General features: G+C 38.3%; 14 protein-coding genes and 1 pseudogene. 10 read left to right on the top strand and 5 right to left on the bottom strand.

What is annotated here, in order from left to right:
• The first annotated feature begins 2 nt into the window (after positions 1 to 2).
• From DY109_RS02205 to glf, 7 genes are all read left to right on the top strand, one after another.
• Positions 3 to 1421, top strand: a complete 1419-nt coding sequence (locus tag DY109_RS02205) for an O-antigen ligase family protein (protein WP_023947777.1) — start codon at positions 3 to 5, stop codon at positions 1419 to 1421.
• On the top strand, positions 1414 to 2490 hold the full coding sequence (locus DY109_RS02200) for a glycosyltransferase family 2 protein (RefSeq protein ID WP_023947779.1): 1077 nt from the start codon (positions 1414 to 1416) through the stop codon (positions 2488 to 2490). Before DY109_RS02205 ends, DY109_RS02200 begins: the two co-directional genes overlap by 8 nt.
• 19 nt (positions 2491 to 2509) lie before the next feature.
• Positions 2510 to 2716 carry a hypothetical protein gene (locus tag DY109_RS02195; protein ID WP_023947781.1) on the top strand — a complete coding sequence of 69 codons (207 nt, stop codon included), beginning with the start codon at positions 2510 to 2512 and terminating at the stop codon, positions 2714 to 2716.
• On the top strand, positions 2716 to 4047 hold the full coding sequence (locus tag DY109_RS02190) for a glycosyltransferase family 2 protein (RefSeq protein ID WP_023947783.1): 1332 nt from the start codon (positions 2716 to 2718) through the stop codon (positions 4045 to 4047). The genes DY109_RS02195 and DY109_RS02190 overlap by 1 nt, the downstream gene beginning before the upstream one ends.
• Complete coding sequence (locus DY109_RS02185) at positions 4044 to 6563, top strand: glycosyltransferase (protein WP_023947785.1); 2520 nt, start codon at positions 4044 to 4046, stop codon at positions 6561 to 6563. Before DY109_RS02190 ends, DY109_RS02185 begins: the two co-directional genes overlap by 4 nt.
• A 61-nt stretch (positions 6564 to 6624) precedes the next feature.
• A complete protein-coding gene (locus tag DY109_RS02180) occupies positions 6625 to 7653 on the top strand; it encodes a DUF4422 domain-containing protein (RefSeq protein ID WP_181894614.1) in 1029 nt (342 codons plus the stop codon).
• A 236-nt stretch (positions 7654 to 7889) separates the two neighbouring features.
• On the top strand, positions 7890 to 8987 hold the full coding sequence (gene glf / locus DY109_RS02175; RefSeq protein ID WP_023947788.1) for a UDP-galactopyranose mutase: 1098 nt from the start codon (positions 7890 to 7892) through the stop codon (positions 8985 to 8987).
• 214 nt (positions 8988 to 9201) lie between these two features.
• Here glf and DY109_RS11665 read toward each other — a convergent pair.
• Positions 9202 to 9384: pseudogene (locus DY109_RS11665) on the bottom strand (hypothetical protein); the annotation flags it as partial.
• Positions 9385 to 9486: 102 nt separating this feature from the next.
• Here DY109_RS11665 and DY109_RS02165 point away from each other — a divergent pair.
• Entirely contained in the window at positions 9487 to 10476 is a 990-nt protein-coding gene (locus DY109_RS02165) for a catalase (RefSeq protein WP_023947792.1), read from the top strand.
• A 110-nt stretch (positions 10477 to 10586) separates the two neighbouring features.
• On the opposite strand, the gene DY109_RS02160 is transcribed toward DY109_RS02165, so the two are convergent.
• Entirely contained in the window at positions 10587 to 12029 is a 1443-nt protein-coding gene (locus DY109_RS02160) for a 2-hydroxyacyl-CoA dehydratase (RefSeq protein ID WP_023947794.1), read from the bottom strand.
• Positions 12030 to 12062: 33 nt separating this feature from the next.
• Positions 12063 to 15149 (bottom strand): acyl-CoA dehydratase activase, encoded by a 3087-nt coding sequence (locus DY109_RS02155; RefSeq protein WP_023947795.1) that lies wholly within the window; start codon positions 15147 to 15149, stop codon positions 12063 to 12065.
• 264 nt (positions 15150 to 15413) lie between these two features.
• On the opposite strand from DY109_RS02155, the gene DY109_RS12300 reads away from it, so the two are divergent.
• Entirely contained in the window at positions 15414 to 17177 is a 1764-nt protein-coding gene (locus tag DY109_RS12300; protein WP_115737749.1) for a methyl-accepting chemotaxis protein, read from the top strand.
• Positions 17178 to 17849: 672 nt separating this feature from the next.
• On the opposite strand, the gene cysK is transcribed toward DY109_RS12300, so the two are convergent.
• Both cysK and DY109_RS02140 read right to left on the bottom strand, forming a co-directional pair.
• Positions 17850 to 18749: a cysteine synthase A gene (gene cysK, locus DY109_RS02145; protein WP_023947803.1), complete on the bottom strand. Its 900-nt coding sequence runs from the start codon at positions 18747 to 18749 to the stop codon at positions 17850 to 17852.
• Between the two features lie 218 nt (positions 18750 to 18967).
• On the bottom strand, positions 18968 to 20401 hold the full coding sequence (locus tag DY109_RS02140; protein WP_115737748.1) for a catalase: 1434 nt from the start codon (positions 20399 to 20401) through the stop codon (positions 18968 to 18970).
• 165 nt (positions 20402 to 20566) lie between these two features.
• Between DY109_RS02140 and thiC the strand changes: the two genes are divergently transcribed.
• Positions 20567 to 21928: a phosphomethylpyrimidine synthase ThiC gene (thiC, locus tag DY109_RS02135; RefSeq protein WP_023947806.1), complete on the top strand. Its 1362-nt coding sequence runs from the start codon at positions 20567 to 20569 to the stop codon at positions 21926 to 21928.
• Positions 21929 to 22209: the final 281 nt, after the last annotated feature.

Raw genomic sequence — 22209 nt, 5'->3', positions numbered from 1 at the left:
AAATGTATAAAATAACTCCTTTTGCTTTTAAGGAAGCTTTAGAGAATCTTAAAAGTTTTAATATGCTTATTGCCATCATATCATTTGCCATAGGCATTACCCTACTTCCAATCCTTAACACACACATAAAAATAGCTGTTAATTTTTTGTATATAAGTCTTGGGTTTTTGGTGTTAGGTTTGATTGTATCCAAAGGCATTAAGTGGCGTGTTGTGCTGTTTCCTATTGGTTGTATTTGTGTAGTAATTATTTTGGCTTTTATCTCTCTTTGGTATAGCGTTGATATAGCAAATTCAAAATACGCGATAAAAAAATTTTTATTTGAATCTAGTCTATTTATGCTTGTTGCATATTTTTTGGTATCAAATTCCACACAAAAATCACTTCAATTTTTTTATATTTTGCTTGTTGTAGGCATATTTTTAAATCCCATAGCAAGTATTTATGATTTCTTCATTCATCATCACTCTAGAGCAACAGGTTTTGGGTATCAAGACATTATTGTATATGGACTTTGGATCATTATTCCATTAGCCATTAGCATTGCGTATGTGTTCTTATATCCTAAATCCATACTTGCTTACATATCACTTGCTATTTCTATTTTGGCAATGTATGCAAATGGCACAAGAGGCGTATATATTGCTTTTATTAGTATGATTTTTATTGCATTTATTGTCAAATCTATCAAAACACTTAGGGGGTTTTTGATATGGTTTTTGCTTTGCTGTATGATTATTTTTTCTTATTACCAATACAGCAAAACTCTTACCCCAAGATATAATCTCGCCGTTATGCTTAATAACTTCTCAACAATCTGGAATCTAAGTGCAGCACAAATGGGGAGATTCGATAGGCTTTGTTTTAATGGTACTTTTCTTTGCTCTGTATATTCTGGAAATCAACTTGATGATTCAATCATTATCGATGATAGTGCATTAGCAAGAATTTCTATGGCAAAATCCATAATCACTGCCCAAAAGCCTAATCCATTTATTCCACAAGGATTTGGTTATTTGATGTTTGATCGGACTATCAACCACATTTTTAATGATTCATTAGAAAATCCTTCAAAAGATGTGCCATATCCAAGAATGTTCAACCCTAGAAACTTTATAAATACCTATCAGCAATTCAATCAGCCACACAATCATGTTTTGTCTATTTATTTAGAGCTTGGGATTTTGGGCGTGCTAAGTATTGGAGCTTTTTTGCTTTATGTCATGATAATGTGTATAAAATCACTCAAAAAAAGCAATCTTAAAAATCAACATATAATAGATTTTTTTGGTGTGCTGTTTGTTGTTGGGCTTAGTGCAAGTGCATTTTTTCATAACTACTATACACGAGAATCTATTTTGATGATTTTTGCATTATTTGGAATCTTGCTAGGGCAACTATCAAGGAGTCAAAATGCCTAATCCCCTAGTCTCTGTCATAATCCCAATCTATAATGTAGAGCTATATCTCAAAGAATGCCTAGATTCTGTGATATATCAAAGCTATCAGAATCTAGAGATTCTCCTCATCAATGATGGAAGCACTGATAAAAGTGGAGATATAGCTAAAGAATATGCTTCTCAAGACAAAAGGATACGATACTTTGAGCAAGAAAATCAAGGGCAAAGTGTTGCTAGAAATAAAGGCTTAGATTATGTAAATGGAGAATATATTTATTTTTTAGATTCTGATGATTGGATTGATTTGGGATATATTGAGGAGTTGGTTGGAGAGAGCCTGAAGGGGGATTCTGATTTGGTGTGTAATATACATTTTATACCATTTATAGCCCCAGCACCAAGCACGACGCATATCACTCAATCAAATCAATATACAAGCAAAATAATATACATAACGCGTCAAAATCTTAATACTATTTACCAAGAAGTGATTGGTGTAGTATGGAATCGCCTTTTCAAAAAATCCATGATAGATTCTTTGTATTTGCGATTTTTAGATGGCAAAATGTGTGAAGATGAATTATTTGCTTTAAGTGTCATTACGATGATTAAAAGTATAAAAATTATTTATGGCTTACCTTATCACTACCGCCAGCATCAGCGACCAGATTCACTCACCAGCAAAACTCGCATAAACCACATAAGACCTATCGACATCGTTGATTTATTTGAAAGCTCTATCAAATGGTATGAAAATCATAATCTTTTACAGCGATATGATTTACCATTTTTTCTCATACGAGGGCGCGATGATACAGATTGTTTTGCAAACCCATACTTTAACAATGCAAATATATTTTTCAAAAAAGCCAAAGAAGTTCTAAGTAAATACCCTCAAGATCTATTCCAATCCGATCCGCTTACTTATTTTATTATCACAAGCCCAAATCTTTTCACCTATCGTTTAAGAAAGGGGTTTCATCAAGGATTTAAGCAAGCCTTTAAAACTCTTTTTAGAATCAGGATTTCCAAAAATCTTAAAGTGATTATTTTGTTTGGATTTGTTATACTTTACAAGGACGAAAGATGATTGTAGATAAGGAGCAAAGATGACTCTAGTCATAAAAAATGCAAATAGCGATTTGACAAAAGCTATCAAAGATATAGTCAAACCCACAAATGCTAACCTTATGATAAACAACCAAAAACAGCCAAGCAAAAAACTCCTCAAAGCTATCAAGCAAGCTCAAAATGGCGAAGTTATAAAATATACAAGTTTTGAAGATTTTAGAACAGATATATATGAGTTATTCTAATGCCTAATCCCCTAGTCTCTGTCATAATCCCAATCTATAATGTAGAGCTATATCTCAAAGAATGCCTAGATTCTGTGATATATCAAAGCTATCAGAATCTAGAGATTCTCCTCATCAATGATGGAAGCACTGATAAAAGTGGAGATATAGCTAAAGAATATGCTTCTCAAGACAAAAGGATACGATACTTTGAGCAAGAAAATCAAGGGCAAAGTGTTGCTAGAAATAAAGGCTTAGATTATGTAAATGGAGAATATATTTATTTTTTAGATTCTGATGATTGGATTGATTTGGGATATATTGAGGAGTTGGTGAGAAAATCTGATAAACAGAATACAGCAATTAATACAAATAGGGTGCTTTTTAATACAAAAATTCAAGAAAGAATTACTACAAGTTTTTATCCCAAAAAAAATGGTTCTTTTAAACTAAATCCATGCTCTATAGATAATCTTTCTTTTTATGTAACAAATTCTCTTTTTAAATACAAAATTATCCAAAAATATTCTATTCGTTTTCCGATAGGACGCTCTAATGCCGAAGATTCTGATTTTTTGTATCGTTATATTTGTTTTGCGCCATATATTATTTTTTATCAAGGTAGTATTTATCATTATCGTCAAAGACAAGATTCTACAATAGGTTATATCCAGCAAAGTCAAAAAATTCCACTTGAACCATTAGATACTTTTAAATCAATTTATCAATGGTATCAACATTATGATTTTCTATATAAATACGGCTTGCCATTTAAGCTTATTTATACTTTTAGTGGATTTGAAATCAATAAACAAGAATATTTTCATACAGCCAAAAATCTTATTAAAGAACTAAAAATTCCCTCTGCTGTCATTGCTAAAAATCATATTATGCGTGCTTTTATGGAGGCAGTTGATATGGATTCATTTCTATACAAACGACTCACTCTAAATACAAACATATTCAAGCGATTTTTCCGTATCAGGCTTTTTCACAAAAACTACAATATAATCCGACTTTTTGGTTATACATTGTATGAAAAAATAGCCTCTAATGCCAATGGGGGGGGGGCGAGACTAGAATCTAGTCTTGCAAGACTTGGCTTTTTTGCTTCTCATAATACTCTAGACACTCTAGATTCTGGGTTTTTTTATTTTCTGACTTCATTTTTTGCATTTTTCTCACGCAAGCATTTACATACATCTTTTTATTTTGCATATTTTTTGCCTTTTTATACTAACCAATCACTCCGACATAAATCATTTATCATATTGCATATTTCTGCTTTTTTGTCCCCTCTATTTTCTCATCTTTCTTATCCGGCTTATCTGCACTCTAGGAGATCGTTATGAATGTATCTAAAGCCAAATATTATTGCCTTATTATAAGTGCTGTGCTACTTGCTTGCTGCATTGCCCTCTTGCCTCTTTCGTTGAGTTATATTTCACTCAAGCCACTTATACAAATGCTCTATATCGCCTTAGGATTGTTTCTTATCTCGCATATCAAAGATATAGATTTTAGAGAATTTAAAGCGATTTGGTTTCCTTTGGCTTGTGTGATTGTGGTGATTATTATGGCATATATTTCTTTGCATTGGGCGTATGATGTGAAAGCGACAAAAGACAATATCCGCCACTATCTACTTGAGCCATCACTTTTTATGATTGTGGCATATTTGATTATGAAGCGACTTGATAGCAAAGGATTTAAAATCTTTTTTACATTCCTTTGTATCGGGATATTTATACAGCCATTAGCGACGATTTATAGCTGGTTTGTCAATGGTGGTGGGCATTTAGGCTATCGTGCGACTGGATTTGGCAATCCTCAAGAGCTTGTATATAGCTTTGTGCTTCTTTTGACGTTTTCTTTGTCGCTTGCATTTGTTTGGGGTGATAAATTTACTACAAAACTAAAAGGTTTTAAGATTCTAGGGATAATATTATGCATAATCTCTATTCTTGGGATTTGTGCAAATAATTCTCGAGGCACTTTTATTGCTGCACTTGTCGCATTGATAGCTCCATTTTTTATCTTGCACTTTAGACACAGAATCAAACTTCTCGCTTCTTTAATCGTGCTTTTATGTGTATTTGGAGGTGGTATTTATCATCTAAGTGCCAAATGGGATGATCGATATAATTTCAAAAAAATGGTTGATAATTTTAGCCTTGTGTGGAGCTATGCGCCCGCTGAAATGGGAAGATTTGATAAACTCTGCTTTGGAACTTTTGTAACTTGCTCAAATTATTCAGGCAAAAAGCCTGATCCTAATCTTAGCTGGGAGTCAAGCTCGCTTAATCGTATCGCTATGAATAAATCCACTCTCCTTGCCATAGCACAGAATCCATTTCGCCCAAATGGCTTTGGGTTTTTGGAGTATTATAAAAATATCCAAGCTGTATTTCCAAGAGATTCTCTCAATCACCCATATGTATTAAGTATTCCTCCTTTGCTTCTAGAAGGATATTGGCATCCTCATAATCAAATCCTCTCACTTCTCTTTGAGCTTGGAATTATTGGATTTGTAGCCATAGGGCTTTTTTGTATATATTTGCTTATACCTCTAACAAACCTTAGCCACAAATCCGCATATAAGAGACCACAAGATCTCAAATCACTTCTTTATTTTGGACTTAGTATTTTTCTTATCACTTTAAGTGTGGCTATGCTTACTGATTGCCTTGTTTGGAGGTGGAATAATCTCTATTTATTTTTGCTTTTTGGGATTTTGCTTGCCTACAGACCAAAGAAATATATCACATTTACTCAAAAACCACATATCTATCTCACATTTCATGATATGACAACTATCGGTGGGACAGAGCGAGTCGTAGCAAATATGGCAAATGCCTTTGCTTCAAGGGGTTATCAAGTAAGTATTATTAACTATTGCAAAAGTAATGCAGAGATTCCATTTGTAATTGATAATCGCGTCAGAATCATTTTTTTAAGCAATGATCCCTCGTATGAGAAACATACAAACCTTCTCTCTAGAATCAAATTTAATCTTAAAATAAATGCTTTGCTTGAGTCAAAAGGGAAAAATATCCTTATCTCAAACTACACTTATTTTTATCCTTATATCAAAAAATCAAACACTCGCTATATTCGATTTTTTCATTTGATGTTTGATTGGTCGTTTTATAAATTTCGCAAACCTTGGTATAAAAGGATATTCTTTTTTGCTAAAGTAAGATTTTATGATGTGCTTGTGGTTTTATCAACAATGGAGATTGAGCTGTATAAACGCGTTTGCACTCATGTAGTTGTGATTCCAAATTTTTTGCCACAGATTCCAGATGTTTTGACAGATTATTCTCAAAAAAGAATCCTAAGCGTAGGGCGGATAGAGACTCAAAAAGGATTTGATCGGCTTATAGAGCTTTATGCCACAATAGCCAAACAATATCCACAGTGGGAGCTTGCAATAGTGGGTGATGGGCACTTCAAGCAGCAATATATCCAAAGGGTGCAAGAGTTTGGAATGCAGGATTTTATCAAATTTTATCCATTTACAAACGATGTCCAAAAAGAATATCTTAATGCCTCTATCTATGTGATGACAAGTAGATTTGAGGGACTTCCTATGGTGCTTTTAGAATCCATGTCTTATGGGCTTCCAAGCATAGCTTATGATGTCGCTACTGGTCCAAGAGATATTATTCAAAACAATGTCAGTGGATTTCTTATCAAAGATAATGATAAAAAACAATTCATTAAACAACTCCAAATCCTAATGCAAAATGAAAAACTCCGCGCAAAAATAGGAGCAAACGCACATAAGCGGATAAAAGAGCACTTCTCACAAGAAGCCGTGATAGCACAATGGGAAGCACTTTTTTTGCAATTATTTCAAACCTAAGCCTTAATTCTACTCTTAGCAAAATCTGCTATAATCACGCATTATTTCTATGGAGTCTATAATGCCAAAAGTCAATATCCTTGTATGCTATCACAAAGCCATTCCTCTTATCATTGGTAATGAGATTTTGCGTCCGATTTTTTTAGGTGCAAGCAATGCAAATCCAAAAATTATCTCTAAACTCCAATCCCTATGCGACAAGCAAAAAGTAGGCAAGTCTAGCGTAACACTATGGCGAGATGATAGCCCCATATCTACAAATACCCAAAACAACCAGAATCTAACCTCATCTATACACTCTTTTCAATCTCCTCAAAGCCCTACTTGCCCAAATATCTCCACACTTAACCCTTACTTTTGCGAACTTACTGCGATGTATTGGGCGTGGAAAAATCTAGATTCTGATTATTATGGATTGTTTCATTATCGAAGGGTGTTTGATTTGAAATTTGATGAGAAAAATTACAAAAATGAGCCTATAACCATTCCATTAATGAGCTTTAAAAAAATAGAGCAACAATTTGGACTTGAGCCACAGCTTGCCACCCAAACAATATCCAAATACGACATAATCGTATCGGCGCGATATAAAGATCATCATATAGATTCTAAAAACAATCTCGATTATGAAAATATGTGTATATACGAGCACTATAAAAACGCGCATAATATCAGAGATCTTGATGTATGTATAAACCACATAAACGAGCATTACCCACAAATGCGAGAATCTATGCAAAAAACTCTTTATACGAAACCAGTAAGATGGAGCATAGCTAATATGTTTATCATGAAAAAAGAGCTATATTTTGAATATTGCGAATGGATTTTTGATGTGCTATTTGGAGTGCAGGATAAGATAGATTATAAAAGCTATGACACACACGCAGCAAGAGTTTTTGGATTTTTGGCAGAGAGATTATTGAATATATGGGTAAATTACAAAGCGCAAGCTTTACCACAACTAAAGATTACCTATGCGCCTATTATTTTCACACCTAAATATAGACCAAAATTTGGATTTGAATATGATAGTGCATATAAACGACTTTTTCTTTTTGGAGTCCGCGTATGGAAATCAAAGCTTTAAAAACAAAGGACAATAATTGAGCAAAACAACTAAACCAAAAGTCAATATCCTTGTATGCTACCACAAAGCCATTCCTCTTATCATTGGTAATGAGATTTTGCGTCCGATTTAGAGCTACAAACAAAAAATCACTGGGAGATTAGCCAGCCTATCCATAGATGGTTTGGAAGTAGCATTGAAAATGGCTTTAAGCGAACTTATTTTTTAAGGCTAAGAATCAAAAAAAGGAAAATACAATGAAAAATCTTATCGTTGGAGCTGGGCTTAGCGGGCTAGTGCTAGCAGAGCGGCTTGCAAATGTCAAAAAAGAAGAAGTAATACTCATTGATAGACGCAAGAGCATCGGCGGGAATTGTGTAGATAAAAATCACAATGGAATCCTCGTGCATACTTATGGAGCACATATTTTTCACACCCAAAATAAAATCGTATGGGATTACTTAAAAAATTTTACATTGTTTTATCCATATATGCATAAAGTCATAGGGCTAGTCTCTGGCAAGCTTATTCCTATTCCTTTTAATCTCAATTCGCTTTATATGATTTTTCCGCATTCGCTCGCAAAAGACACAGAATCTACGCTTTTGCAGCATTTTGGATTTGGCGCGAAAGTAAGTATTTTGGAGCTTGCTAAGCATAAAAATTGCAAAATGATTGCGGATTTTATCTATGAAAATATATTTTTGCACTACACACTTAAGCAATGGCAATGCACGCCACAAGAGCTAGATTCTAGTGTGTTTTTGCGCGTGCCAATCGTGCTTAGTAAAGATGATAGATATTTTCCAAATGACACCTATCAAGGAATTCCACAGAATGGATATAGCGCGATGTTTGAAAAAATGATAGACAATCCACTCATCACACTTGAGCTTGAATGTGAATTTAAAAGCATCGATGTGAGTAAATTTGATAGGATTTTTTATAGTGGAGCGATTGATGAATATTTTGATTATTGCTTTGGTGAGTTGCCTTATAGAAGCCTTATTTTGCAGACTTTGGAGATTGAGCGCGAATATTTTGGGCAAAATAGCGTGATAAATTATCCAAATAATTACGATTTTACGCGCATTATCGAGCATAAATATTTCCTTGATACAAAATCCCCACATACAATCATCACTTATGAGTATCCAAAATCTTGGAATCTAGGCGATGAACGTTACTATCCTGTGCCGACTACACAAAGCGCGCAAATCTATGAACGATACGCTACCAAGGCAAAAGAGCTAAAAAATACATATTTCATAGGGCGTTTGGGAGAATATAAATATTATGATATGGATAAGGCGATAGCACGGGCATTAGAGATTTTTGCTTCATTGGAGGATTAAGTAAAATTTTAGTTGCATTAAAACTCTCGTAAAGCTCGGGCGGTGTGGAGAAGGTGTTTGCCTTTGAGATATTGTGTCGTGGCATTTTTATTTTACCGAAGAAATCGCCAAAATTAAGCCATCATAAGCTTTATATAAAAAAGCTTTTTTGTGTATTTTGGTATTGATTTAGAGTTTGAGTTTATTTATATCAATAAACTATCCAAGAGTGTTTTTAAGTCTTTACACAAAAGCTCGCACACACATTAGAAAAGGCAATAGCAAAATAAATATAGCCCTTTGGTATATGGAAGTGTATACTATCTGCTACAAGCGTAACACCAACAAGGATTAAAAACGCAAGGGCTAGAATCTTAATGCTAGGATTAGATTCTATAAAGCGTGAAATGCTTTGCGATACGAAGAGTATAACAAACATGCTATCAAAGGGTGCGAAGATTCTCTAAAGAAAGTTTTATGCTACAATGTTTGGGTTAGAAATTATTGTAAGGAAGTAAGAATGCAAAAAAGAATTTCACAAACTTTTGTTTGGAATGGGCTAAAAGTGCTTGTTGTGGTGTTTTTGGGATTTGTTGGTGTGCTAAGAGCAGATGTGCTAGATGATGCACAAGAGATTGTAGAGTATTTTTACACACTTAATGCAGAGGAGGCAAATCCACATAAAAAAATCAATCACGCTAAGGGTTTTTGCGCTATTGGAGAGTTTATCCCTAATAAAGAAGTGGCAAAGGACTTTGCTATCCCGCTTTTGCATAATAAAAGCAAGGTGAAAGTGCGATTTTCTCTAGCAGGTGGGAATCTAAAACAAAGCGATAAATCAAAAAATCGCTCCTTAGCACTAAAAATACAGGGCAAAAATGATAGTTGGGAAATGGCAATGACAAATGCGAGGATAAATTTTGCTACCAATGCAAGTGAGTTTAAGCAGTTTATGCGATTACAAGTGCAACAAAAAGAGGGTAAAATCACGCAAGATGAGGCAGATAAACAACGGGCAAAAGTGCGCTCGTTTGCAAACTTTGCCAAAGAAGTCCAATCTCTGCCAATTACACCTAGCTTCGCAAATAGCGCATATCATAGCGTGCATACATTTGGGTTTTTACAATCAAATGGAGATTTGCTTTTGGCGCGCTTTAGCTTTATCCCAAAGGCTGGCATAAAGGGTTTAAGCAAAGAGGAATTAGATGGGCTAAATGATGAATTTTTAGAATCTGCATTCAAAAAAGCGTTATCAAAAGCTCCTGTGGAGTTTGATTTAACACTTGTTGTGCCAAATAAAAACGATAAGATTAAAGACACTGCTCAAGTTTGGGAAGGAGCAAGAGAGAACATCGTTCTTGGCACGCTAAAAGTTAGCAAGTTTGATGGGTATGGTTGTAATGGTGAGGTTTTTATGCCAAGCAATTTGCCACATGGCATTCAAGCACCAAATGATGATATTTTTGAGCTACGCAATCTTGTGTATGCGCTTAGTGCCTCAAAAAGATAATGTTAAAGTCTAGCAATTTTAGTGATTGTTGAGATTTTAGTAGATTGTAGTGAAATCAAGTGTTTGCAGCACCTTTAGATTCTGGAATCTAAAGGTGCTTGGCTTATATTTTATGCTTCTTGTAATGCTTTTTCTTGCATTTCTTTTCTTGCGTTGCTTAGCATAAGCTTTATGCGATTTTCTTGATTTACACGCGTAGCACTTGGGTCATAATCGATTGAAACAATGTTGCTTTGCGGGTTTTTCTCTTTGATAGTTTTCATCATCCCGCGTCCTACGATGTGATTTGGCAAGCAACCAAAAGGTTGCGTGCAGATGATGTTATTTACACCTTGCTCGATGAGCTCAAGCATTTCAGCAGTAAGCAACCAGCCCTCACCCATATTCATCGCCTCACTTACATAGCCACGCGCAAGTGATTTTGTGTGCTTAAATGCACTTGGTGCGCGGAATGCACCATGCTTTTTGATGATATTTATCATATCACTTTGCTTTTTGCAGAAGTATTCAAACGCTATGCGATAAATGAGCCTTGTGGAGAGCTTGCCACCATACATTTTGTTTTCGACAATGCTGTCATTTATGCAATACAAGCAGAAGTCTAAAAATCCCGGAATCACTACTTCGCAGTTTTCGCCCAAGAGGAAGTCTTCAAGGTTGTTATTCCCTAGCGGAGAGAATTTGATATAAATCTCTCCCACGATTCCTACTTGCACCTTTTTTTCGCGCTTCATAGGAATACTTGCAAAATCATCTAAAATCTCTTTCATATCTTTTTTGAGCACTTTATAGTTTGTAAGTCCTGCATTTGTGCCCGACGTGGTGATGCGCGCAACCCATTTGGCGATCTTAGATTCTGTGTCGCCTTTGTTTATCTCATAGGATTTGGTTTGGTTTGAGATATGCATAAGCAAATCACCATAAAGAATGGCTGAGAGGAAGTTTTGGAGCATTTGGCGCGAGACAGAAAATCCCTGCTCGCTCTCTAGCCCGCTGAAGTTTAGCGAGATGACTGGAATCTCGCCAAATCCCGCTTTATTAAGTGCCTTGCGTAAAAGGTGGATATAATTACTCGCGCGACAGCCTCCGCCTGTTTGGGTGATAAGCAGTGCGACCTTGCTTAAATCCCATTTGCCAGATTTGAGTGCGTCAATCATCTGCCCTATAACCAAAAGCGCAGGATAGCAAGTATCATTATGCACATTCCTTAGCCCCTCATTTACCACGTCAGCACCTTCATTGTGTAGTAATTCTGCCTTGTAGCCATGCAAATGCAAAATATTGACTAAAAAGCGAAAGTGGATAGGTAGCATCATAGGCACAAGGATTGTGTGCGTGTCTTTCATTTCTTTTGTGAATGGCACTTTGGTGATCTCGCGATTTGTCTTTAAAATGCTCTCCGTGCTTGAGCCGACATTCCACTTGCCTATGTTTGGAAAGTTTGCGCTAGATTCTGGACTAGATTCTCTGCTTGGGCGGAAATTTACAAATGCTGAATTATCTCGTGGTGCGCTCATTGTTGTCGCATTTGGTGCGCTCATTTTTTGTGTCATATTGTCTCCTTATTTAGATTTTAGTTTGTTGATTTAGTTTGTCAATGCCATAAATTTGCGGATCTCATTTTGCGCGTAGGTGTTGTGAAACAAAATGCTTTGCGCAAAGCTTGGCTTCTTGCCGCTTAGCTTTTCTTCCATAGCCCCAAGCAGTGAGCGGATGCGGATTTTTACCGCGCCAAGATTGCTTATCTCATCAATCTTTAGCTGTGTGTAAAAGCGTCCGCGAGATTCTAATATCGCGCGCACTTCATCAGTGGTGATAGAATCTATCCCGCAGCCAAAGCTCACAAGCTGCACTAGCTCGATGTTTTCATGCTCGCAGACAAATTCCGCAGCATTATAAAGCCGTGAGTGGTAGCTCCATTGGTTTAGAATTTGCAAATTTTTTGCAGTCGCCAAATGCGCGATAGAATCTTCGCTCAAAACCACAAGCCCGAGTGAATTTATAAGCTTATCAATGCCGTGATTTATCTCAGGGTCGATGTGATAAGGGCGTCCGCTAAGCACAATTGCTTTGAGGTTATGCTCTTTAATGTAGGCTAGATTTCTCTCACCCTCACGTTGCACATCAGCTAGCCAATCTTCACGGAAAGTGTATGCCCTTTCAAGCGCCTTTTTAAACTCACCCTTGCTCGCACCCAGCTCTTTTTTGAAAAACTCTAGCGATTTGCTAAAAAACTCATCTTTTTTATGCAAGCCAAAGTAAGGATAAAGGAATCTCACCTCACGTAGTCTATCGACATTTGCATTTAGTAGCTCTGGATAATACGCTACCACAGGGCAGTTGTAGTTATTCGTGCTTGTGTCGTTATTATGCGCGCTTGAGGCAAAGCTATACCCCATACAAGGGTAGAAAATAAGCTTAATTCCTTGGTTCATCAGATTTTCGATATGCCCGTGCTGGAGCTTTGCGGGGTAGCACACGGTGTCACTTGGTATGCTGTATTGCCCTTGTGCGTAGGTTTTGCGCGTGGTGATGTCTGAGACTACCACTTCATAGCCTAGCTCGCTTAAAAGCGTATGCCAAAAGGGCAGATTCTCATACATATTTAGCCCAAGTGGAATCCCGATTTTGCCACGCGAGCCAAATTTCACCACGGAGCGCGCTTTATCGTAATGTTTATACGCAAAGAGATCTTTTAGCTTTGTGAGCTTGTAGTCATGCATATTTGGCAAATGCAAGACTTTCTTGAAGCCTAGCGGTTTGTCGCAACGATTGCCAGAGATGAATTTTTTTGCGCCTTGCGTGTCGCCAAATTTATTTATCGTGAGGTTGCAATGATTCCCGCAGAGCTTGCAGATTGTCGCTGTTGCTGTGTGGTGGAAGTTTTTGAGTGCCTCAGGGCTTATGATACTTGATTGCGCAAGATTTAGGCTTTGAGCATAGAGTGCCGCGCCAAAAGCACCCATAAGCCCGCTAATTTTGGGACGTATCACATTGCGCCCGATTTCTTTCTCAAAACTGCGCAAAACCGCGTCATTATAAAATGTCCCGCCCTGCACGACAATTTGCTTGCCCAAATCATCCGCATCGCGCGCGCGAATGACCTTGTAGATTGCATTTTTCACCACGCTCATAGAAAGCCCGGCGCTGATGTCCTCAATGCACGCACCCTCTTTTTGCGCCTCCTTAACCGAGCTATTCATAAAGACCGTGCAACGACTACCAAGCTCGACAGGGTGCTTAGATTCTAGCCCCAGCTTTGAGAAGGTTGCCACATCATAGCCCATTGAGCGCGCAAAAGTCTCAATAAAGCTCCCGCAGCCGCTTGAGCAGGCTTCATTAAGCATGATAGAATCAATGGTTTGGTTTTTGATATAAAAGCATTTGATGTCCTGCCCGCCGATGTCAATGATAAAATCCACTTGCGGGTTAAAGTGTTGTGCGGCTTTTAAGTGTGCCATAGTCTCCACAAGCCCGGAATCTAAATTAAATCCAGCCTTGATGAGCTCCTCGCCATAGCCTGTGACGGCACTGCCTTTGATTGTGATTTTATCGCCAAATCGCTCATAAATTGAGCTTAACTGCTCAAAAATCACGCTCGCAGGGTTGCCTTGGTTGGAGTTATAAAACTCATAAAGTATGCGCGCGAACTCATCGATGATGACAAGCTTTGTGGTCGTGCTGCCGCAGTCTATGCCAAGGTAGCAGGGAATTTTTTGGAATCCGCTTGCCTCAAAGGCTTCATCAATGCTGATAGATTCTACACTTGCGTCTCTGTGGCGCGCGAGGAATTGCTCGTATTCTTTAGAATCTACAAAAAGTGGCTCAAGGTATTTGTTTTTGGAGGCGACATTTTTGGATTCTATGAGTTTGTTGATGAGGCTCTCACATGTGTAGGAGCTCGCATTTTCACGCGCGCAAAGCGCCACGCCAATAGCCACGCTGTATTGCGCGTATTCTGGGAAAATCGCATGCTCATTATCAAGATTCAGGCTATTTTGGAATCGCTTCTGCAAGCCCTTGTAGAAAAAGAGCGGACCGCCTAAAAACATTACCTTGCCACCAATTTTGCGCCCTTGGGCTAGCCCGCTAATAGTCTGATCAACAACGGCTTGAAAAATGCTAGCGGTGATGTCTTTTTTATTCACGCCCTGATTGAGCAATGGCTGGACATCAGTTTTTGCAAACACGCCACAACGCGAAGCCACAGGGTAGATTTTATCGCTATGCAGTGAGATTTCATCAAATTCTTTGGCATCAATGGCAAGCAGGGTTACCATCTGGTCGATAAACGCGCCCGTGCCGCCCGCGCAAGAGCCATTCATACGCTCTTCTGTGCCACCACTTAGGAATAAAATCTTTGCGTCTTCCCCGCCAAGCTCAATGACTACATCCGTGTCTGGCTCTAAAAATTTCACCGCCTCCGCTGTCGCAAAGACTTCTTGCACGAAGTCAATCCCCACAGCCTTGCAGATTCCAAAGCCCGCAGAGCCAGAGATGGAGACCTTGAATTCACGATCCCCAATGAGCTCGCGCAAGCCCTCTACAATCTCGATGCTCTTCTCGCGCACCTTTGAGTAATGCCGCTCGTATTTCCTGTAAATCACCTCATCATTATCAAGCAGGGCGACCTTGGCGGTGGTGCTGCCTATGTCTATGCCTAAAGTAAGCATTGTAATCTCCTAAAATAAAACTCTACAAATAAATTTAGATTCTAAAATCTTGAAATTAATTAAAATATAAATTTAAAACGATTGTTTGATTATACATAAAAATGAATCCAAAAAATTGATATAGTAACAAAAATTTCAAAAAATACATGCTTTCAAAATAAATTACAAAGAGATTGCTTTTTTATTGAATAAAAAGACATTTTGTGTTATTTTAGTAAAATAAAGGCTTTAATATATCAATACTTTAAACAAAAAGGAGCCAAAATGCCATTTTGCTATAAAAATTTCTCACTCAAGATAAAAATACTTATCCTCTCTAGCGGAGCGATTATAAGCTTGCTCGCACTTGTATGTATTATTATGTTTAATAAACAAAGCCTTGATAGACAAGCCAAATCTGAGATCCAGCATATCATAACAACTGAGATCGAGCAAAAGCTAAAACTCGCGACAGATTCTCTAGCAGTGGCGTTAGGTGAACTTGTCAAAGGCAAGAGTGAGAGCGAGCAGATTGCAATCATCGCTGAGGCGATAGAGCATTTTAGATTTGATGATGACAAATCAGGCTACTTTTTTGCTTATAAAGAATATAGTGTAGTCGCACACCCAACGAGAAAAGATCTGCTTGGTAAATCGCTTTATGATTTCAAAGATAATCAAGGCGTGTATTATGTGCGCGAGCTTTTTGAAAGTGCCAAAGATGACTCGCCTGAGGGTAAATTCGTGCATTTTACATTTTCAAAGCCACTGCCTGATGGCACTCTAGGCACTGTGCCAAAGATAGGCTATGCAGAGCTCATACCCAACACGCAAAATATCTGGCTTTCCACAGGCGAGTATGTCGATACGCTTGAGAATCATACAGAAGGCATTATTAATGAGGTGATAGAGCCTTTCTTTGACGCGATAGATAATGCTGTGTGGTTTTCTATGGGGATATTTTTGATTTTATTTTTGCCATTGGCATTTCTTTTTTATACCAACATTATGAAAAGCGTGAGAATCCTAGGAGGCAATATCGCAAGCTTTTTTGCTTATATCAATCACGAGACAAACACGCCTAAGCTTGAAAGCCTTAACACAAAAGATGAATTTGGGCTGATGTCAGCAGCGATTGAGCGCAATATTTCTCGCACGCAAGACTCTTTGCTACAAGACAAAGAAGCAATCATGCAGTCTGCCCAAACCGCCAAAGAGATAGAAGGGGGCAACCTCAAAGCGCGTATTGTCAAAAATCCTAGCAATCCTCAGCTAGTAGAGCTTAAAAATGTGCTGAATCATATGCTTGATGTCTTGCAAGAAAAAATAGGTAGCGATACAAATGAAATAGCAAGGGTGTTTAATTCTTATACGCGACTAGACTTTACCACTGAAGTAAAAGATGCTAAAGGGAGAGTAGAAGTTGTTACAAATGCTTTGGGTGAAGAGATCAAAAAAATGCTCACTGCTAGCTCAAGCTTTGCCAAAGATTTAAGCTCTCAAAGCAATGAGCTAAAAGCCTCAATGGAAAAACTAACGCAAGGCTCACAAGAGCAAGCAAGCTCATTAGAGCAAAGTGCTACTGCGGTAGAGGAGATAAGCTCTTCAATGCAAAATATCAGCAACAAAACAGATGATTGCACCAAGCAAGCGGAGGATATTCGAAATATTGTAAGCGTGATAAAAGACATTGCTGATCAGACAAATCTTTTGGCACTCAATGCGGCGATTGAAGCAGCAAGGGCAGGCGAGCATGGAAGAGGGTTTGCAGTCGTGGCTGATGAGGTGAGAAAGCTTGCAGAGCGCACCTCTAAGAGCTTAGGCGAGATAGAAGCAAATGTCAATGTCCTCGTGCAATCAGTCAATGAAATGAGCGACTCTATCAAAGAGCAAACGCAAGGATTAGACCAAATCAACAAAGCCATAGCCCAGCTAGAATCTGTAACAAATGAAAATGTCAATGTTGCTAACAGCACCAATACAATCACTCAAAAAGTCAATGGCATAGCAGAAGAAATACTCAACGATGTGAATAAAAAGAAATTTTAGGAATTTAAGGGTAGAAAGAGTGAGAATCTAGATTCTATATCGTTTTTTCGTCATTGTGAGGGCGATAGGACGGCAAAAGAGAATCTAGATTTGCTCTATAACTAGATTCTATGCAAACGCAAGAGAGCAGAAAGAAATTCTCTATTTTTAGCTTATTTTTGTAGTTTTGCGAGTTTGGCGAGTGGGTCGCACTTTTTGTGCGTCGCAATGATGTATAACTTCGTCATATCTTAATGCTTTTGACAAAAAACAGAATCTGATACTATAAGATTTTAAACTAGAATCTAAATCTATTTTGTTTATTTATGGATTGTGTTATTTTGGTTTTAAGTTTTGTAATGACAAATTTTTGGATTCTTAGGCTTTTGATAAAAGCTTAAGATATGAAGAGAATTGAAGTAAAAGACAGAATCCAGATTCTATGCAAACACAAAGGGGTGTAAGGGGTGTAAAGAAATCCTCTATTTTTAGGCAGATTTAGTCAGGGTTGTGTAGAAATTTTTAGTCAAGCAAAAAATATAAAAAAGTGTAACATAAGCGTTCATTGTAGGTTTGGTAGGTTTGCAGGCTAAAAATTTCAAACTCCCTGAAATATGACTTCTCAAGCAAAGCCCAATGAACGCATAGCAAAAAAGAGAGGATTTAGAATCTATGCAAATTAGATTCTAGAATCTATGCAAACAAATCTGTCGAGAGATACCGCTCAGCTGTATCATTAAGCATTGTAAGGATTTTTTTGCCCGGATTTTCTTTTGCGATTTTTTCAGCGATAGCGACATTTGCGCCACTTGAGATTCCAACCATTATGCCGAGTTTGCCAAGTCTTTTTGCCATAGCGATTGCTTCGTCATTTTCTGCGCACATGATAGAATCCATAATGTCTTTGTTGAGAATCTGTGGCACAAAATTTGCCCCAATGCCCTGAATTTTGTGTGGTCCTGCTTGTCCTTTGCTTAGCAATGGCGAAGCAGCAGGCTCAACACCGATGATTTTGATATTTGGGATTTTTTCTTTGAGCACCTCGCCTACACCGCTAATCGTGCCACCTGTGCCAAATCCTGCCACAAAATAATCAAGCGATCCCTCAAACGCTTCATAAATCTCAATGGCTGTTGTGCGCCTGTGGGCTTCTTTATTAGCAAGGTTTTCAAATTGGCTTGGCATAAATGAGTTTGGAGTGGTTTTGACAAGCTCTAATGCCTTATTAAACGCGCCCTTCATACCTTCGCTTGCAGGAGTAAGCTCGAGTTTTGCGCCAAAAAAATTCATCATTTTGCGTCGCTCTATGCTCATAGATTCTGGCATAGTGAGGATTATCTGCAAGCCCAAATCCGCACAAATCATCGCCAAAGAAATACCCATATTGCCACTTGTAGATTCTATGATGATAGTGTCTTTATTGATTTTGCCCTCATCAAGCCCTTTTTTTATCATTGCATATGCTGCCCTATCTTTGACAGAATGGCTTGGATTGAGATATTCACATTTACCATAAATCTGCCCGCTAATGCCTTCTATCTTAATAATTGGCGTGTTGCCTATAATATCAGTTATGCGATTATATATTTTCATTCAAGCTCCTTATTTTTGATTGTAACGGGGGTTATTCTAGCAGAATTAAACACATATAAAGCAAAAATTTATATCAATTTTATTTTAGATTCTAGATTAATGCGTCAAAATCAAAACAATGCGCTAAATAATAAAAGTAAAATAATAAGAAAAATAATTTAAGAGACTTAAGGATTTGTGCTTGCAATTTTGCATTGCAAGCACATAATAAAACTATCTCAAAGCACAAGCTCTTCTATGCGCTTACCATAGGCAGGATCTGCCTTTTTGAAATGCTCAATTTGGCGCTTTTTAATCTCTGTGGGCACGCCCTCCATCGCCTCTTTGATGTTTTGGCAAAGCACTTCTTTTTGCTCTGCGTTCAATAGGCGATACAAATCGCCTGCTTGGCTAAAATGATCCTCCTCATACTCGCGGTGATTGTAATGATCCATTACCTCGCCTTCTTTGATAAAGAGCGGCGGCTCGATTGCGTTTTTATCCTCGCTGTAATCATCATACATGCTTGGGTTGTAGTTCCTTGCGCCGCCAAAGCTGCCCATCTGCATAAAGCCATCGCGGTGCGTGTTTGCCACAGGTGCGATGGGCGCATTCACAGGCAGTTGAGTGTGGTTAATGCCTAGTCGGTAACGTTGCGTGTCGCCATAGCTAAAGAGCCTACCTTGCAGCATTTTATCAGGGCTGTATCCAATGCCCGGCACGATATTTGCGGGGTTAAATGCCGCTTGCTCAACCTCGGCAAAGTAATTCTCTGGATTCTTATTAAGCTCCAAAATCCCCACCTCAATGAGCGGGTAATCCTTATGGCTCCAAGTCTTGGTAAGGTCAAAAGGATTAAAGCGGTAGCTTTCCGCGTCTTTTTCAGGCATCACCTGCACACAGAATCGCCATTTGGGGAAGTTGCCCCGCTCAATGTTTTCAAATAAATCTTTTTGGTGGCTTTCTCTATCGTTTGCAATAATCGCCACGGCTTCTTTATTAGTGGGGTTGTGGATTCCTTGCATACATTTGAAGTGGAATTTCACCCAAAAGCGCTCGTTTTTGGCATTGATAAAGCTATAAGTGTGGCTACCAAAGCCATGCATTTCTCGATAACTGCGCGGAATCCCGCGATCACTCATAAGGATTGTTACTTGGTGCAAAGATTCTGGGTGTAAGCTCCAAAAATCCCACGCCGCAGTTGCGCTTCGCATATTTGTCTTTGGATCGCGCTTTTGTGTGTGGATAAAATCCGGGAATTTCACCGCGTCTTTAATGAAAAACACAGGCGTGTTGTTGCCGACAATATCCCAATTTCCCTCATTTGTGTAGAATTTGAGCGCAAAGCCTCGCACATCGCGCTCCGCATCTGCTGCGCCCCGCTCGCCTGCCACGGTGGAGAAGCGCAAAAACGCCTTTGTCTTTTTGCCTATTTGGCTAAAAATATCAGCTTTTGAATATTGCGTAATGTCATTAGTGATGGTGAGCTCTCCATACGCCGCACTGCCTTTTGCATGCACGACGCGCTCAGGTATGCGCTCTCTGTCAAAATGTGCGAGCTTCTCAAGTAGCCATGTGTCTTGCAAAAGTGTGGGTCCCCTTTTGCCCGCTGTGAGTGAGTTTTGGTTGTCGCCAATGGGCGTGCCTGTTGCTGTTGTTAGTTTTTTACTCATGTTGTCTCCTTATTTTTGAAATATGAAAAATTATAAGACTATTTTCTAAATGATAAAAATTATTATTTGATATTTTTATTCATAATTTTAGTTAGATTTTTTCATAAGATTTCTTTTGATTTATTGTTATAATTTGGCTTTACCTTTATATAAGTGAGTCAAACTATGAGAACACAATGGATACAAAAACGAGAAAATGACACTATAAAAACACAACTTTATTATGCTAAAAAATCCATAATCACTGAAGAAATGCAATACATCGCCAATATCGAAAATATCTCCGCGCAAGTGGTGTGCGATGAAGTTGCCAAAGGAAGATTGATTATCCCTGCAAATATCAACCACAAAAATTTACAGCCAATGGGTATTGGCGTCGCTTTGCGCACAAAGATAAATTCTAATATCGGATCAAGCCAAATTATCCATTCTATCGATGAGGAAGTGCAAAAGCTCAAAACTTCTATCAAATATGGTGCTGATACGGTTATGGATTTATCCACAGGTGGCGATCTAGACAAAATCCGCACAGCAATCATTCAAGAATCAAGCGTGCCTATTGGCACTGTGCCTATGTATCAGATTCTGCATGATGTGAATAATGATATTTTAAAGCTTGATATTGACACGATGCTTGGGGTGCTACGCAAGCAAGCAGAACAAGGCGTGAGTTACTTCACCATTCACTGCGGGTTTTTGCTCCGCCATTTGCCCGCTGTCTCAAAGCGCAAAATGGGTATCGTCTCTCGGGGCGGAAGCCTTATGGCAAGCTGGATGCTTCATTATCACAAAGAAAATCCATTCTATGAAGCCTTTGATGAGATCTTAAAGATTTGTCAAAAATATGATGTCTCACTCTCACTTGGGGATTCTTTGCGTCCGGGTTGCTTGGCTGATGCAAGCGATGAGGCGCAATTTAGTGAATTGCAGATTCTAGGTGAGCTTGCAAAAAGGGCTTATAATGCTGATGTGCAAGTGATGATTGAGGGTCCGGGACATATTCCGCTTAATCAAATCGAGCGCAATGTCAAACTCCAAAAAGAATATTGCAATCAAGCACCTTTTTATGTGTTGGGTCCATTGGTTACGGATATTGCTGCTGGATATGATCATATCGCAAGTGCGATTGGGGCGTGTGTGGCAGCATGGAAAGGCGTGGCGATGCTATGCTATGTAACCCCAAAGGAGCATTTAGGCTTGCCAAATGCAAAAGATGTGCGCGAGGGGATTTTAGCCTACAAAATCGCTGCACACGCCGCAGATATAGCGCGCGGTAGAATCAAAGCGCGAGAGCGAGATGATGCGATGAGTGATGCGCGATATAGCTTTGATTGGAATAGGCAATTTGAGCTAGCCCTTGATCCTGAAAGAGCGCGCGAATATCATGATGAGGCATTGCCACAAGAAGTGTTTAAAGAAGCGGAATTTTGCTCGATGTGCGGACCGAAATTTTGTAGTTACAAAATCACACAAGATATTTTTAAGCAATATGGCAATAGAGTCGAGAATCTTGAACGACAATCTTAAATTTAGATTCTGCATTTTGCTTAAATTCAACTCTGGAATCTAGATTCTAATTTTCATGAGAGCTAAATCCTCTCTTTTTTGCTATGCGTTCATTGGGCTTTACTTGAGAAGCCACATTTCAGGGAGTTTGAAATTTTTAGCCTGCAAACCTACAATGAACGCTTAATGTTACACTTTTTTGTATTTTTGCTTGCCTAAAAATTTCTACACAACCCCAAAATCTACTTAAAAATAGAGGATTTCTTAATGCTTGCTTGTGTTTGCATAGAATTTAAATTCTC

It is taken from the genome of Helicobacter fennelliae (assembly GCF_900451005.1).
Taxonomy (GTDB): Bacteria; Campylobacterota; Campylobacteria; order Campylobacterales; family Helicobacteraceae; genus Helicobacter_B; species Helicobacter_B fennelliae.
The sequence above is the reverse complement of the archived record's forward strand: the minus strand, read 5'-3'. Positions and strand labels throughout refer to the sequence as shown.

Bases quoted from the DNA above. Each gene is read 5' to 3' on its own strand.
- DY109_RS02165 (WP_023947792.1), top strand. From the start codon at position 9,487: ATGCAAAAAAGAATTTCACAAACTTTTGTTTGGAATGGGCTAAAAGTG.
- DY109_RS02195 (WP_023947781.1), top strand. From the start codon at position 2,510: ATGACTCTAGTCATAAAAAATGCAAATAGCGATTTGACAAAAGCTATC.
- DY109_RS02190 (WP_023947783.1), top strand. From the start codon at position 2,716: ATGCCTAATCCCCTAGTCTCTGTCATAATCCCAATCTATAATGTAGAG.
- DY109_RS02140 (WP_115737748.1), bottom strand. From the start codon at position 20,401: ATGAGTAAAAAACTAACAACAGCAACAGGCACGCCCATTGGCGACAAC.
- thiC (WP_023947806.1), top strand. From the start codon at position 20,567: ATGAGAACACAATGGATACAAAAACGAGAAAATGACACTATAAAAACA.
- DY109_RS12300 (WP_115737749.1), top strand. From the start codon at position 15,414: ATGCCATTTTGCTATAAAAATTTCTCACTCAAGATAAAAATACTTATC.
- DY109_RS02180 (WP_181894614.1), top strand. From the start codon at position 6,625: ATGCCAAAAGTCAATATCCTTGTATGCTATCACAAAGCCATTCCTCTT.
- DY109_RS02200 (WP_023947779.1), top strand. From the start codon at position 1,414: ATGCCTAATCCCCTAGTCTCTGTCATAATCCCAATCTATAATGTAGAG.
- DY109_RS02185 (WP_023947785.1), top strand. From the start codon at position 4,044: ATGAATGTATCTAAAGCCAAATATTATTGCCTTATTATAAGTGCTGTG.
- DY109_RS02205 (WP_023947777.1), top strand. From the start codon at position 3: ATGTATAAAATAACTCCTTTTGCTTTTAAGGAAGCTTTAGAGAATCTT.
- DY109_RS02155 (WP_023947795.1), bottom strand. From the start codon at position 15,149: ATGCTTACTTTAGGCATAGACATAGGCAGCACCACCGCCAAGGTCGCC.
- DY109_RS02160 (WP_023947794.1), bottom strand. From the start codon at position 12,029: ATGACACAAAAAATGAGCGCACCAAATGCGACAACAATGAGCGCACCA.
- cysK (WP_023947803.1), bottom strand. From the start codon at position 18,749: ATGAAAATATATAATCGCATAACTGATATTATAGGCAACACGCCAATT.
- glf (WP_023947788.1), top strand. From the start codon at position 7,890: ATGAAAAATCTTATCGTTGGAGCTGGGCTTAGCGGGCTAGTGCTAGCA.